Annotated in this window: 11 protein-coding genes; 8 read left to right on the top strand and 3 right to left on the bottom strand. The window is 74.3% G+C overall.

Annotation, left to right across the window (positions count from 1 at the left end):
* Positions 1 to 8 precede the first annotated feature (8 nt).
* From ACIOGZ_RS14240 to sucD, 3 genes are all read left to right on the top strand, one after another.
* Positions 9 to 1172 (top strand): VWA domain-containing protein, encoded by a 1164-nt coding sequence (locus ACIOGZ_RS14240; protein WP_363625908.1) that lies wholly within the window; start codon positions 9 to 11, stop codon positions 1170 to 1172.
* A gap of 302 nt (positions 1173 to 1474) precedes the next feature.
* Complete coding sequence (gene sucC / locus ACIOGZ_RS14235; RefSeq protein WP_363625906.1) at positions 1475 to 2647, top strand: ADP-forming succinate--CoA ligase subunit beta; 1173 nt, start codon at positions 1475 to 1477, stop codon at positions 2645 to 2647.
* A gap of 19 nt (positions 2648 to 2666) precedes the next feature.
* Positions 2667 to 3551 carry a succinate--CoA ligase subunit alpha gene (gene sucD / locus ACIOGZ_RS14230; RefSeq protein ID WP_063349021.1) on the top strand — a complete coding sequence of 295 codons (885 nt, stop codon included), beginning with the start codon at positions 2667 to 2669 and terminating at the stop codon, positions 3549 to 3551.
* 70 nt (positions 3552 to 3621) lie between these two features.
* Here sucD and ACIOGZ_RS14225 read toward each other — a convergent pair whose 3' ends face one another.
* On the bottom strand, positions 3622 to 5352 hold the full coding sequence (locus ACIOGZ_RS14225; protein WP_400986063.1) for a sigma factor-like helix-turn-helix DNA-binding protein: 1731 nt from the start codon (positions 5350 to 5352) through the stop codon (positions 3622 to 3624).
* A gap of 132 nt (positions 5353 to 5484) precedes the next feature.
* On the opposite strand from ACIOGZ_RS14225, the gene ACIOGZ_RS14220 reads away from it, so the two are divergent.
* A complete protein-coding gene (locus ACIOGZ_RS14220) occupies positions 5485 to 6984 on the top strand; it encodes a DUF6350 family protein (protein WP_400986061.1) in 1500 nt (499 codons plus the stop codon).
* Positions 6985 to 7030: 46 nt separating this feature from the next.
* Here ACIOGZ_RS14220 and ACIOGZ_RS14215 read toward each other — a convergent pair whose 3' ends face one another.
* Positions 7031 to 7663, bottom strand: a complete 633-nt coding sequence (locus ACIOGZ_RS14215) for a hypothetical protein (protein WP_363580192.1) — start codon at positions 7661 to 7663, stop codon at positions 7031 to 7033.
* Between the two features lie 368 nt (positions 7664 to 8031).
* On the opposite strand from ACIOGZ_RS14215, the gene purN reads away from it, so the two are divergent.
* Together purN and purH are read left to right on the top strand one after the other, a co-directional pair.
* A complete protein-coding gene (gene purN / locus ACIOGZ_RS14210) occupies positions 8032 to 8697 on the top strand; it encodes a phosphoribosylglycinamide formyltransferase (protein ID WP_063349026.1) in 666 nt (221 codons plus the stop codon).
* A gap of 69 nt (positions 8698 to 8766) precedes the next feature.
* Positions 8767 to 10344 (top strand): bifunctional phosphoribosylaminoimidazolecarboxamide formyltransferase/IMP cyclohydrolase, encoded by a 1578-nt coding sequence (purH, locus tag ACIOGZ_RS14205; protein ID WP_363580194.1) that lies wholly within the window; start codon positions 8767 to 8769, stop codon positions 10342 to 10344.
* Positions 10345 to 10504: 160 nt separating this feature from the next.
* Here purH and ACIOGZ_RS14200 read toward each other — a convergent pair whose 3' ends face one another.
* Entirely contained in the window at positions 10505 to 11131 is a 627-nt protein-coding gene (locus ACIOGZ_RS14200) for a hypothetical protein (RefSeq protein WP_363580196.1), read from the bottom strand.
* Positions 11132 to 11759: 628 nt separating this feature from the next.
* On the opposite strand from ACIOGZ_RS14200, the gene ACIOGZ_RS14195 reads away from it, so the two are divergent.
* Positions 11760 to 12614, top strand: coding sequence for a bifunctional methylenetetrahydrofolate dehydrogenase/methenyltetrahydrofolate cyclohydrolase (locus ACIOGZ_RS14195; RefSeq protein WP_363580198.1), 855 nt, complete (start codon positions 11760 to 11762; stop codon positions 12612 to 12614).
* 35 nt (positions 12615 to 12649) lie between these two features.
* Positions 12650 to 13075: a DUF3017 domain-containing protein gene (locus tag ACIOGZ_RS14190; protein ID WP_063349030.1), complete on the top strand. Its 426-nt coding sequence runs from the start codon at positions 12650 to 12652 to the stop codon at positions 13073 to 13075.
* The last annotated feature ends 100 nt before the right edge of the window (positions 13076 to 13175 follow it).

The following is a 13175-nucleotide window of genomic DNA, read 5'->3' as shown; positions in this document are numbered from 1 at the left end:
AGGACCTGATGGCGACCACGACCGACGAACGGCTGCGCCGCTGGCGGCTGGTGCTCGGCGGCGAGGCCGACGGCACCGGCTGCGCCCTGCGCGGCCGGGACGCCGCGATGGACGGCGCCCTGGCCGCGCTCTACCGTGGCGCGCCCGAGGAGGGCGGCCGGGCGGCCCGCGGCGGCCGGCGCGGCGCCGGGCTGGGCGGCTCGGCCCCGCAGGTGGCGCGCTGGCTGGGCGACATCCGCGAGTACTTCCCGTCCACCGTCGTCCAGCTGATGCAGCAGGACGCGATCGCCCGGCTAGGCCTGGAGCGGCTGCTGCTGGAGCCCGAGATGCTGGAGGCCGTCGAACCGGACGTGCACCTGGTCGGCACCCTGCTGTCGCTCAAGCACGCGCTGCCCGAGACCACCCGGGAGACCGCCCGGGCCGTGGTCGGCAAGGTGGTCGCCGATCTGGAACGCCGGCTCGCCGACCGCACCAGGGCCACCCTGGGCGGCGCCCTCGACCGCAGCGCCAAGGTCAACCGGCCCCGCCACCGCGACATCGACTGGGACCGCACCATCCGGGCCAACCTGAAGAACTACCTGCCCGAGCACGGCACCGTCGTGCCCGAGCGGCTGGTCGGCTACGCCCGCGCCCAGCGCGCGGTGAAGAAGGACGTCATCCTCTGCATCGACCAGTCCGGCTCGATGGCCCCGTCGGTGGTGCACTCGGCGGTGTTCGGCGCGGTGCTCGCCTCGATGCGCACGCTGGACACCCGGCTGGTCGTCTTCGACACCTCGGTGGTCGACCTCACCGAACAGCTCACCGACCCGGTCGACGTCCTGTTCGCCACCCAGCTCGGCGGCGGCACCGACATCAACCGCGCGCTCGCCTACTGCCAGTCGAGGATCACCCGGCCGTCCGAGACCGTGGTCGTGCTGATCAGCGACCTCTACGAGGGCGGCATCCGGGACGGCATGCTCAAGCGCGTCGCCGCGATGAAGGCGGCCGGCGTCCAGTTCATCGCCCTGCTGGCGCTCTCCGACGAAGGTGCGCCCGCCTACGACCACGCCCACGCCGCCGCCCTGGCCGCCCTGGGGGCCCCGGCCTTCGCCTGCACCCCGGACGCCTTTCCGGAGATCATGGCCGCGGCGATCGAGAAGCGCCCGCTGCCGGTGCCTGACCAGGGAGTGTGAGGATTCACCCGGACGTGCGAACCGGCCGACCGGCGGACGGGGGGTGCGCCGACCGCCCCCGTAGGCTGTCTGTGACGGTTCTCACCACGGACGGGCAGGCCCCGGGCGAAACAGTCCCGTCGTACGGGGATAACCTGCCAGACGGACGTGACGCGCGTGTTGATTGACGTGTGCGCCCGTGGCTGTGTGGGCCGCAAGGCCGTACCTCTGCGTACCCGCACCGCCCCGACGACCCGCAGCGAAGATCCTGCCGTGGCACGCTCGTAGAGACACAATCCGCGACCACGAACAAGGACAAACACGTGGACCTGTTCGAGTACCAGGCGAGGGACCTCTTCGCCAAGCACGGTGTGCCCGTGCTTGACGGTGATGTGATCGAGACCGCCGCAGACGCTGCCGCCATCGCGGAGCGCTTCGGCGGCCGCGCCGTCGTCAAGGCTCAGGTGAAGGTGGGTGGCCGAGGCAAGGCCGGTGGCGTGAAGCTCGCCTCCGACCCGGCTGACGCCGTCGCCAAGGCCGAGGCGATCCTCGGCATGGACATCAAGGGCCACACCGTCCACAAGGTGATGCTGGCCCAGACCGCGGACATCAAGGACGAGTACTACGTCTCGTTCCTGCTGGACCGCACCAACCGCACCTTCCTGGCGATGGCCAGCGTCGAGGGCGGCGTGGAGATCGAGGTCGTCGCCGAGGAGAACCCCGACGCGCTCGCCAAGATCCCGGTCGACGCCAACGAGGGCTGCACCCCGGAGAAGGCCGCCGAGATCGTCGCCGCGGCGAAGTTCCCGGCCGAGATCGCCGACCAGGTCGCCGACGTCCTGCAGAAGCTGTGGAAGGTCTTCATCGCCGAGGACGCCCTCCTCGTCGAGGTCAACCCGCTGATCAAGTCCGGCGAGGGCAAGATCATCGCGCTTGACGGCAAGGTCTCGCTGGACGAGAACGCCGAGTTCCGCCAGCCCGAGCACGAGGCCCTGGAGGACAAGGCCGCGGCCAACCCGCTGGAGGCCGCCGCCAAGGCCAAGGGCCTGAACTACGTCAAGCTCGACGGCCAGGTCGGCATCATCGGCAACGGCGCGGGCCTCGTGATGAGCACCCTCGACGTGGTCGCCTACGCCGGTGAGAACCACGGCGGCGTCAAGCCCGCCAACTTCCTCGACATCGGCGGCGGCGCCTCCGCCGAGGTCATGGCGAACGGCCTGGAGATCATCCTGGGCGACCCCGACGTCAAGTCGGTGTTCGTCAACGTCTTCGGCGGCATCACCGCCTGCGACGCGGTCGCCAACGGCATCGTGCAGGCCCTGGAGCTCCTGAAGAGCAAGGGCGAGAACGTCACCAAGCCGCTGGTCGTCCGTCTGGACGGCAACAACGCGGAGCTGGGTCGCAAGATCCTCGACGACGCCAACCACCCGCTGGTCCAGCGCGTGGACACCATGGACGGCGCCGCTGACCGCGCCGCCGAGCTGGCCAACAAGTAAGGAAGGGGACTTTCACACCATGGCTATCTTCCTTACCAAGGACAGCAAGGTCATCGTCCAGGGCATGACCGGCTCCGAGGGCATGAAGCACACCCGCCGCATGCTCGCCTCCGGCACCCAGATCGTCGGCGGTGTCAACCCGCGCAAGGCCGGCACCACGGTCGACGTCGACGGCACCGAGGTGCCCGTCTTCGGCGGCGTCGCCGAGGCCATGGAGAAGACCGGTGCCGATGTCACCGTCATCTTCGTGCCGCCGAAGTTCACCAAGGACGCGGTCGTCGAGGCCATCGACGCCGAGATCGGCCTGGCCGTCGTCATCACCGAGGGCGTCCCGGTGCACGACACCGCCGCCTTCTGGGCGTACGCCGGTTCGAAGGGCAACAAGACCCGGATCATCGGCCCGAACTGCCCCGGCCTGATCAGCCCCGGACAGTCGAACGCCGGCATCATCCCGGCCGACATCACCACCTCCGGCAAGATCGGCCTGGTCTCGAAGTCCGGCACCCTGACCTACCAGCTCATGTACGAGCTGCGGGACATCGGCTTCTCCTCGGCCGTGGGCATCGGCGGTGACCCGGTCATCGGCACCACCCACATCGACGCCCTCAAGGCGTTCCAGGAGGACCCGGAGACCGAGCTCATCGTCATGATCGGTGAGATCGGTGGCGACGCCGAGGAGCGTGCCGCGGCCTACATCGCCGAGCACGTCACCAAGCCGGTCGTCGGCTACGTCGCGGGCTTCACCGCCCCCGAGGGCAAGACCATGGGCCACGCCGGCGCCATCGTCTCCGGCTCCTCGGGCACCGCCCAGGCGAAGAAGGAGGCCCTCGAGGCCGCCGGTGTCAAGGTCGGCAAGACGCCGTCCGAGACCGCCCGCCTGGCGCGCGAGATCATCGCCGGCTGACGTCGGTCGACCGCGCAGCGAGCGCCCCTGCCCTTCACGGGCAGGGGCGCTCGCGCGTCCGCGGACGCCGTCAGTACGGCGTGGGCCCGGTCGTGCACGGCAGCGGTGACCACAGCGGGCAGACCTCCGGACCCTGCGGCGGCGGGGCGCCCGCCCCCCGGGCGACCGCCGGCAGCTCCCACCGCGCGGCGGCCTGCGGCGCCGACTCCATCACGACCGCCTCCACCCCCGGCGTCGGGCTGCACCACAGGCTGCGGACGACGTTCGGCGGCCCGCCCGGCAGCGCCGGCACACCCGGCTCGCCCGGGCCCGCCGCCGACAGGCACATCGCCGGCTCCGGCGGCTCCGGGGACCGGAACAGCGTCACCGGCCGGATCCCCACCAGCGTCGCCAGCGCCGCCCCGCCCACCGCCGCCGTCAGCAGCGCCGCCGCCCCCGTCCGGCTCGCGGTCCACAGGCGGTGCCGGGCCCGCAGCACCGGCACCGGGGGCCGGTGCGGTTCCGGGCAGCCCCGGACCGCCGCCCGGTGCAGCAGCCCGCTCAGGCCGTCCGCGAACCCCGGCGCCGCCGGATCCGGCCCCAGCAGTTCCGGTACCCACCGGGCCAGTGCCGCCCGGGCCGCCCACACCCGCCCCTCGGCCGCCGCCAGCGTCGACTCCACCTCCACCGCGACCGCCGCCGCCGGCAGGCCCAGCCCGTCGTGCAGCACCAGCGCCCGGCGCTGCGGCCGGGACAGCCGCCGCAGTGCCTTCAGCAGCGCCCGGTCCCGGTCGGTCAGCCGGTCGTGATCGGGCAGCACCGCCTGCGACTCGTCCGCCGGCCGCACCCGGATCCGCCGGTGCGGCAGCTTCCAGGCGTGCATCCGCCGGGGCCCGCCCCGGTGCCACGGGGACAGTGCCAGCTCGCACGCCCGTACCCGCACCCACCCTTCCGGATCCCCCGTCGCGGCCACCTCCGCCCAGCCCCGGCGCGCCGCCCCGAACGCCAGCCGGACGCAGTGCGCCGCCCGGTGCCGGCAGGCGGTCAGCAGGAACACCTGCTGCACCAGCCGGGTGTGCGCCTGCTCGTACAACTCCTCGAAGCTCCCGGCCGGCCCGGCCCGCTCGCCGTCGGCCGGCGTGGCCACGTGGGCGGGCCGCCCGGGGTCGGCGGCCGGGCCGTCGGGTCGGTCCTGCGCCGCGGGCGGGGTGTCGCGGGTGCCAGGCGGTGTCGTGGTGACGGCGGGTGTGCTGATGCTCCCTCCCGGGGCGTTCGGGGCGTTCGGGGCGGTCTGGGCGTGGGCGTGGGCGGCCTGGCCGGGGTGCGCGAGGGCGGGCCCGGCGTGCTCTCCTCCGGTGCCGAGGACGGGCGGGCGCTGCGGCGCGGGGTCGGGGGTACGGGGGTCGGCGGCAGGGCCCGCCTGGACGTCGCCCGGTGCGTCGGGGCGGGGCGGTGCGTCGGGGCGGGGCGGTGCGTCGGGGCGGGGCGGTGCGTCGGGGCGGGGCGGTGCGGGGTCGGGGCTCTTCGGGCGGGCGGTGGTGAGGGCGACGGCCTCGGCCTCGGTGGCCGCGCCGAGTTTGCGCATGGCCCGCTGGACGTAGCTGCGGGCGGTGGCCGGGGTGACGCCGAGGGCGGCGGCCGACTGCTGGAGGTCGCGGCCGGCGGCGAGGTGGGCGAGCACCTGGGCCTCACGGGGTGTCAGTTTCCGTAGGAGGCGGGCCGCGTCCTGGTCGGGGTGGGTGGTCCGGGGCTTGCGGGCGCGGTTCCCGGGGGTGGGGGAGTCGGCGCCGGCGGGGTGTTCGGCGGTGGGTGGCGTGGTCATCAGACGCTCCGGGCCGGTCCGCCGGCGGCTTGGGGATCGGGTCTGAAAATGCGCATAAGCCAATAATCTGGGACACGGCGGCGGTTTGCCGCTTCACGAGGCATGGCGAGTCGCCTTGGCACCATGAGGCGCATGACGCAGCTGATGGGCCGTCCGATCCTGGAACTGCCGGGCGAACTGGGCGGACGCCCGTTGCCGGCCGACCTGTTGGCGGGGGTGCGGACGGCGCTGGTCGGCCTGGCGGTCGTCGGGGTACCGGTGCTCGGGCTCTGGGTGGCGACGCCGTACGCGGACAACGGGGCGACCGGCGCCACCCGGTTGGCGGGGGCGTTGTGGCTGCTCGGGCACGGCGCGCCGGTGCTGCGGGGGGACGCGGGCGCGCCGCTGACCGTCACCCCGCTGCTGCTGGGCGTGCTGGCGGTGGCTCAGCTGTACCGGGCCGCCGCCGGGGTGGCGTCGCGGCGCGGGCCCCGGCCGCGCTGGGGCGGTCCGGTTGCGGTGTGGGCGGGCTACTGCGCAGTCGCGGTGGCGGTGGTGCTGCACTGCACGGGCGCCGGGCTGTTCCGGGCCAGGGTGCTGCCGGACGTGCTGGTGGTGGGGTTGCTGGCCGGGCTGGCGACGGCGGCGGGCGCGCGTTCGGCCCGGGCCGCCGGCCCCGACGCCCCGCCCCGCCGCCCGGCGTGGCAACTGCTGGACCGGCTGCCCGCGCCGCTCCGACCGGTCGGCGGCGCGGCGGCGGTGCGCGGCGCGGTGCTGGCGGCCGGGGCGGGCCTGGTGGCGGCGGGCGGGGTGCTGGTGGCGGTGGCGGCGGCGCTGGACGCGGCGTCCGGGGGCGGGCACGGGATGGCGGTGCTCGGGCGCGGACCGGCGGCCCTGGTCGGGCTGCTGCTGCTCGGGGTGGTGCTGCTGCCGAACGCGGTGCTCTGGGGGACGGCGTACGCCCTGGGCCCGGGGTTCGCGGTGGGTTCCGGGACGGTGGTGGCGCCGGGCGGCACCGTGCTGGGCCCCGTCCCGGAGTTCCCGATGTTCGCCCTGCTGCCGGCGGAGGGCCCGGGCGGCTGGCGGCTGGCGGCACTGCTGCTGCCGGTGCTGGCGGGGGTGGTGCCGGCGGTGCTGCTGGGCCGGGCGGCGGCCGGCCCGTGCGCGGCGGCCGGGGCCGACGACAGCGATGGCGTCGACGACGGTGACGGGGGCGGCGACGGACCGTGGCCGCTCGCGGCGACGGTGGTGGCGGTGCTGGCGGCGGCGCTGCTGACGGGCGTCGCGGTGGCGGCGGCGGGCTGGCTGTCGGGTGGCGCGCTGGCGGGCGGCCGGATGGCCCGGCTGGGACCGGCACCCTGGTGGACGGGACCGGCGGCGGCGGGCTGGTTCGCGCTGGTGGCCGTGCCGGGCGCGCTGCTGGTCCGCCATCGGGCGCTGTGCCCCGCAACGGTCCCGGAGGCCGACGAAGAGGTCGACGAAGAGGTCGACGGGCAGACCGCCGAGAAGCTCGACGCGTACGCCGACGAGGAGGTCCCGCCTGCGGCCCGCGCCCGGTCGGCCGAGCGGCTGCGCCGGGGGGTGCTGCTGCTGCGGGCCCGCGGGTACGCCGCGGTGCTGCGCCTGGGCGGGCGGGCCCCCGGGAACGACTAGCCCTGTCCGTCCTGGGCCTTGTCCGGCAAGACCGGACGGACAGGATCTAGCCCGCGTTCCCGGTGAAGTCGACGTACCACTTGGGCGCGAACCGGTCGCAGTTCTCGGCGCCGACGGAGGTCAGCGAGTCCCGGACGCAGGTGACGTAGTCGTTGTAGTACATCCCGAGGCCGATCACCGAGGTCGCGACCACGACGGTCATCGCGCCGGTGAGGATTCCGGCGAGCGCGGCCGGGGTGAGCGGGTTCGGGGCGGCGGGCTGGTGGGCGGTGCCGGTGACGGCGGCGGCCGGGGCGGGCTTGGGGGTCCGCAGTGCGCTGATGCCCCACACGATGCCGAGCGCGCCGACGAACAGGGCGGCCCAGTGGAAGCCGACGAACAGGCAGACCAGCGCGAGCGGCCCGGCCAGCGCGGCGTTGCGGGCCCGGCGCTGGGCGGGGTCGGCGGGGTCGAGCTTGGGCGGCTGCGGGGCCGGGGGGTTGGGGCGGCCGTCCTCGGGCCGGCCGAGGCCCCAGGGATGCGGCGGCGGGAGCTGCGGGCGTTCGCCGGCGCCCTGGCCGCCGGTGTCGTCCCGGCCCTCGCCGGGCCAGGGGTTGCGCGGCTGCCACGGCTGGTCCGGGGCATCCGCCGGCGGCGGCGCGAAGGGGTTGCGCTCGCCGGTGTCGTCACCGCTGCTCATGGTTCAGCCATTCCTTCTCGGTCGGAGGGGCGGTCTCCCGCCTCCCCTATGATCCCGCAGCCGTTCGCCGGTCCTCCGGCGGCCTGCCCGCTGCGCGGGTGCCGGGCGGGCCCGTGCCCGGGGCAACTCCGCCGCGCGGGACGGAGGAGATCCCCGTCTCAACTACGCGCGTAGCGCCGCCAGGAGGGTGCGGAGGCCGTCCGACCAGCCGTTATCGTGGTGACGGTCAGCAGCTCGCAGAGGTTCCCGGGTGCCCGCGTCGCGGTGGGTTCTCCTGGTGTTCCCCCTCGCTCGACCTGCCGTTCGTAGTGGCCCCACCACCGGTGGACGTACCAGCGGGCGGCGCCCGACCTACGGAGAATCGCGCAGTGGCCGCCGCCCCCGCCCAGCTCTTCCCGCCCCGTACGCCCGGACCGGCCCGCCTGGTGGTGCTCGTCTCCGGTTCCGGCACCAATCTGCAGGCGCTGCTCGACGCCGCCGCCGATCCGGCGTACGGCGCCGAGATCCTCGCCGTGGGTGCGGACCGTGACGGCATCGCGGGCCTGGAGCGGGCCGAGAAGGCGGGCCTGCCGGTCTTCGTCCACCGGGTGAAGGACTTCGCCGACCGGGCCGACTGGGACCGCGCGCTGACCGCCGCCGTCGCCGCCCACGAGCCGGACCTGGTGGTCACGGCCGGTTTCATGAAGATCCTCGGGCCCGAGTTCATCGCGGCCTTCGCCGGGCGGATCGTCAACACCCATCCCGCGCTGCTGCCCTCCTTCCCCGGCGCCCACGGCGTCACCGACGCGCTCGCGTACGGGGTGAGGGTCACCGGTTGCACCGTCCACCTGGTCGACGCCGGGGTGGACACCGGGCCGATCATCGCGCAGGGCGTCGTCGAGGTCGTCGACGCCGACCACGCCGATGGCGGCGAAGCGCTGCACGAGCGCATCAAGACTGTCGAGCGCAAGCTGCTCGTCGACGTCGTGGGCCGGCTGGCCCGCGAGGGCCACCGCATCGAGGACCGAAAGGTATGGATTCCGGCACATGAGTGAGCGGAGCGAGCGAATCATCGAGAATGGTGCCTGGCGCGCAGCGCCCGCCGAGCGCAGCGAGGTGGGAGCATGAGTGCCAGCTCCACCACGCCCCCCGTTTCGGAGAACATCCGTCCGATCCGTCGCGCGCTGATCAGCGTGTACGACAAGACCGGTCTGGAGGAGCTGGCCCAGGGCCTGCACGCCGCCGGGGTCGCGATCGTCTCCACCGGCTCCACCGCCGGCCGGATCGCCGCCGCCGGCGTCCCGGTGACCGAGGTCTCCGAGCTGACCGGCTTCCCGGAGTGCCTGGACGGGCGCGTGAAGACGCTGCACCCCCGCGTGCACGCCGGCGTGCTCGCCGACCTGCGGCTGGAGTCGCACCGCGCGCAGCTGGCCGAGCTGGGCGTCGAGCCCTTCGACCTGGTCGTGGTGAACCTCTACCCGTTCAAGGCCACCGTCGCCTCGGGCGCCACCCCGGACGAGTGCGTCGAGCAGATCGACATCGGCGGCCCGAGCATGGTCCGCGCCGCGGCCAAGAACCACCCGTCGGTGGCCGTGGTGGTCGACCCGGCCCGTTACGACGACGTGCTGCGCGCCGTCCAGGAGGGCGGCTTCGACCTGGCCACCCGCAAGCGCCTGGCCGGTGCGGCGTTCGCGCACACCGCCGCGTACGACGTCGCGGTCGCCTCCTGGTTCGAGGCCGGCTACGCGCCGAGCGACGAGCGGTTCCCGGAGTTCCTGGGCGCCACCTGGGAGCGGCAGAACGTGCTGCGCTACGGCGAGAACCCGCACCAGGGCGCCGCGCTGTACAGCGACGGCAGCGGCGGCCTGGCCGGCGCGGAGCAGCTGCACGGCAAGGAGATGTCGTACAACAACTACGTCGACACCGACGCCGCCCGCCGCGCCGCGTACGACCACGCCGAGCCGGCCGTCGCGATCATCAAGCACGCCAACCCGTGCGGCATCGCGACCGGCGCGGACGTCGCCGAGGCGCACCGCAAGGCGCACGAGTGCGACCCGGTCTCGGCGTACGGCGGCGTGATCGCGGTCAACCGCCCGGTCACCGTCGAGCTGGCCGAGCAGATCGCCCCGATCTTCACCGAGGTCGTGGTGGCCCCCGGCTACGAGGACGGCGCCGTCGAGGTGCTGGCCCGGAAGAAGAACCTGCGGGTGCTGCTGGCCCCCGAGGCGCCGGCCAACCGCCAGGAGCTGCGCCCGGTCTCCGGCGGCGTGCTGCTCCAGGACGCCGACCGGGTGCAGGCCGAGGGCGACGACCCGGCGAACTGGCGGCTGGCCACCGGCGAGGCGCTGTCCGAGGCCGAGCTGGCCGAGCTGGCCTTCGCCTGGCGGGCCTGTCGGGCCGTCAAGTCCAACGCGATCCTGCTGGCCAAGGGCGGCGCCTCGGTGGGCGTCGGCATGGGCCAGGTCAACCGGGTCGACTCCTGCAAGCTCGCGGTCGAGCGGGCCGGGGAGCGGGCCAAGGGCGCGTACGCGGCCTCGGACGCGTTCTTCCCGTTCGCGGACGGCCCGGCCATCCTGATCGCGGCCGGCGTCAAGGCGATCGTCCAGCCGGGCGGTTCGATCCGGGACGAGGAGGTCGTCGCGGCGGCCGCCGAGGCCGGGGTGACGATGTACTTCACCGGTGCCCGGCACTTCTTCCACTGATCGCGTTCCACCGCTCGCCCGGCGCACCGCCCGGGTGACGGCATGACAGAGCGGCCCGGCTCCTCCGGAAGGGGAGCCGGGCCGCTCGTCGTCCGATCGGCTCGGACGGGGCCGGTCGGTAGTGCGGCCGGTCAGCGACCCGGCCGGCCAGCGCAGCCGGTCAGTAGCGCGGCCGGGCGAACCAGGCGACGCCGTCCTTGACGCTCATCCCGACGATCATCGTGATCGAGACCGCGAGCCACATCAGCGTGAAGACGATGCCGACCGGGTTGGCGTTGTTGGCGAACGAGCCGGCCAGCCCCAGCAGGCCGAGCAGCGCGCCGAACGAGCCGTACACCAGGGTGGTGATGCGGACCGCGGGCCCGCCCTTGCCGAACTTCACGCCCAGCGTGATGGAGAAGGCCGCGAACAGCGCGCACACGATGCCGACGACCACCAGCACGCCGGCCGCCGCGTTGCCGAAGCCGTTGAACGGGTCGCTCCCGTCGATCTCCTGGGCCCGGTTGGTGACCTCCTTGGCCGCCGCGGCGGCTATCAGGTAGATGCCCCCGCCGATGATCTGCACGGCGCCGATGATGAACAGCAGCACCCGGGTGGTGACCACCAGGCCCGGCATGTTCTGCGGGACGGCCGGCGGGTAGCCGTAGCCCGGTCCGCCGTAGCCCGGCGCGGGCGGCGGGTAGCCGTACCCGGCCGGCGGGGCCTGCTGGGGGTAGCCGTAGCCGGGAGCCTGCGGGGGCTGGCCGTACGGGTTGTTCGGGTTGTTCGGGTCGGGCGGGTAACTCATCGATGCCTCCGGGCAGTTGCGGGGACGTGGGGACGGGACGGAGGGCCCGGTTCCGGTTGGCGAGTCGGGTCGCCGGTGGAACGGGACGCTAACGGAGGGGAGTGACAGCCCGGAGCGGAGCCGGGCGCGGCCGGCTCAGACGCGCGGTGAGAGCGCTGAGAATGGTGAGAACGGTGAGAGCGGAGTCGTCGACGGGCCCGCTGCGGGCAGGACTGCGCCGCAGTGGTCGGGCGGCTCGGTCTGAAGTGGTCGGCTCACGTGCTCTTTCCCCCGGGTACGCCCCCGCCGGGTGTCCGTCGGCCCGTCACCGGGCCGGGTCGCGGCAGGGAATGCCCGCATATCGTCAACCGGACGGCGGGGCCGTGTCCAGCCGGTTCCGCGCGCCGGACCGAGACTGTGGCGCAACCGCAACGTGGTCCAGGCCTTCCGTACCCGTCCGACCGGAAGCCGGAGGTGGGGCCCGCCTCCGGCTCCCGCCCGCCGAGCGCCCGCCGAGCGCCCATCGAGCGCCCATCGAGCGCCCATCGAGCGCCCATCGAGCGCGCGCCGAGCGGACGGCGGGAGGACGGCGGGAGCTCGAAGACGGGCCCTGGTACGGCGGCTTGCCCCGATCCGGGAGAATGGGGTCATGACTGCCCAGATTCTCGATGGCAAGGCCACCGCCGCCGCGATCAAGTCCGAACTCGCCGCCCGCGTGGCGGTCCTCAAGGCGAAGGGCGTCACGCCCGGCCTCGGCACCGTCCTGGTCGGCGACGACCCGGGCAGCCGCTGGTACGTCAACGGGAAGCACAAGGACTGCGCCGAGGTCGGCATCGCCTCGATCCAGCGCGAGCTGCCCGCCACCGCCACCCAGGAGGACGTCGAGAACGTCGTCCGCGAGCTCAACGCCGACCCCTCCTGCACCGGCTACATCGTCCAGCTGCCGCTGCCCAAGGGCCTGGACCAGAACCCGGTCCTGGAGCTGATGGACCCGGACAAGGACGCCGACGGCCTGCACCCGACCTCGCTCGGCCGGCTCGCCCTGGGCATCGAGGGGCCGCTGCCGTGCACCCCGCTGGGCATCGTCGAGCTGCTGCGCCGGCACGACGTCGAGATCGACGGCGCCGAGGTGGTCGTGATCGGCCGCGGCGTCACCGTCGGCCGCTCGATCGGCCTGCTGCTGACCCGCCGCAGCGAGAACGCCACCGTGACCCTGTGCCACACCGGCACCCGGGACCTCGGCTACCACCTGCGCAAGGCCGACATCATCGTGGCCGCCGCGGGCGTGCCGCACCTGGTCAAGCCGGAGGACGTCAAGCCGGGCGCGGCGGTGCTGGACGTGGGCGTCAGCCGCAGCGAGGGCAAGATCGTCGGCGACGTGCACCCGGGCGTGGCCGAGGTGGCCGCCTGGATCTCCCCGAACCCCGGCGGCGTGGGCCCGATGACCCGCGCGATGCTGCTCAACAACATCGTCGTGGCGGCCGAGCGCCGCGCCGGCGTCTGACCCCGCGACCGACACCACCACGAGGGACGGCGAGCATGACGGAACCGCGACCGGCGCGGACCCCGCGCAGGCCGGTCAAGACCACCGGCACCCTGCCGCCCGAGGGCGCGGCCGCAGCCCTCGGGCGCGACCACACCCTGCCGGTCCGGCAGTGGCCGATAACGCTGGTCCTGCTGGTGGTCGGGGCCGGCCTCGCGGTCACCTGGTTCGCCGACTTCAAGGACGGCTTCAAGTACGGGCTGCTGATCCTCGGCTGCGGGGTGCTGCTCGGGGCCGTCCTGCGGCTGGTGCTGCCCGAGGTCGGGATGCTGGCGGTGCGCAGCCGCTTCACCGACGTGATCGTGCTGACCTTCCTGGGAGCGTCGATCGTGCTGCTGACCCTGGTGGCGCAGCCGAACCCGTGGCTGGAGATCCCGCTGCTCGACAACATCGGCAAGTTGATCGGCCGGCCCAAGCACTGACGCCGGGGCGACCGTGACGGCCCCCGCCCTGCGAGCCAGGGCGGGGGCCGCCGTCCGTTGTGACGCATCAGCCAGGCCCGCACCCGCGGCGTACGCTTCC

The sequence above is a fragment of the Kitasatospora sp. NPDC088160 genome (assembly GCF_044741445.1).
Taxonomy (GTDB): Bacteria; Actinomycetota; Actinomycetes; order Streptomycetales; family Streptomycetaceae; genus Kitasatospora.
This window is presented reverse-complemented; position numbering and strand designations above follow the sequence as displayed.

What these genes read in the sequence shown, in the direction of transcription:
- ACIOGZ_RS14190 (WP_063349030.1), top strand. Translation starts at nt 12,650, where the DNA reads ATGACGGAACCGCGACCGGCGCGGACCCCGCGCAGGCCGGTCAAGACC.
- ACIOGZ_RS14215 (WP_363580192.1), bottom strand. Translation starts at nt 7,663, where the DNA reads ATGAGCAGCGGTGACGACACCGGCGAGCGCAACCCCTTCGCGCCGCCG.
- sucD (WP_063349021.1), top strand. Translation starts at nt 2,667, where the DNA reads ATGGCTATCTTCCTTACCAAGGACAGCAAGGTCATCGTCCAGGGCATG.
- ACIOGZ_RS14240 (WP_363625908.1), top strand. Translation starts at nt 9, where the DNA reads ATGGCGACCACGACCGACGAACGGCTGCGCCGCTGGCGGCTGGTGCTC.
- ACIOGZ_RS14220 (WP_400986061.1), top strand. Translation starts at nt 5,485, where the DNA reads ATGACGCAGCTGATGGGCCGTCCGATCCTGGAACTGCCGGGCGAACTG.
- purH (WP_363580194.1), top strand. Translation starts at nt 8,767, where the DNA reads ATGAGTGCCAGCTCCACCACGCCCCCCGTTTCGGAGAACATCCGTCCG.
- ACIOGZ_RS14200 (WP_363580196.1), bottom strand. Translation starts at nt 11,131, where the DNA reads ATGAGTTACCCGCCCGACCCGAACAACCCGAACAACCCGTACGGCCAG.
- ACIOGZ_RS14195 (WP_363580198.1), top strand. Translation starts at nt 11,760, where the DNA reads ATGACTGCCCAGATTCTCGATGGCAAGGCCACCGCCGCCGCGATCAAG.
- ACIOGZ_RS14225 (WP_400986063.1), bottom strand. Translation starts at nt 5,352, where the DNA reads ATGACCACGCCACCCACCGCCGAACACCCCGCCGGCGCCGACTCCCCC.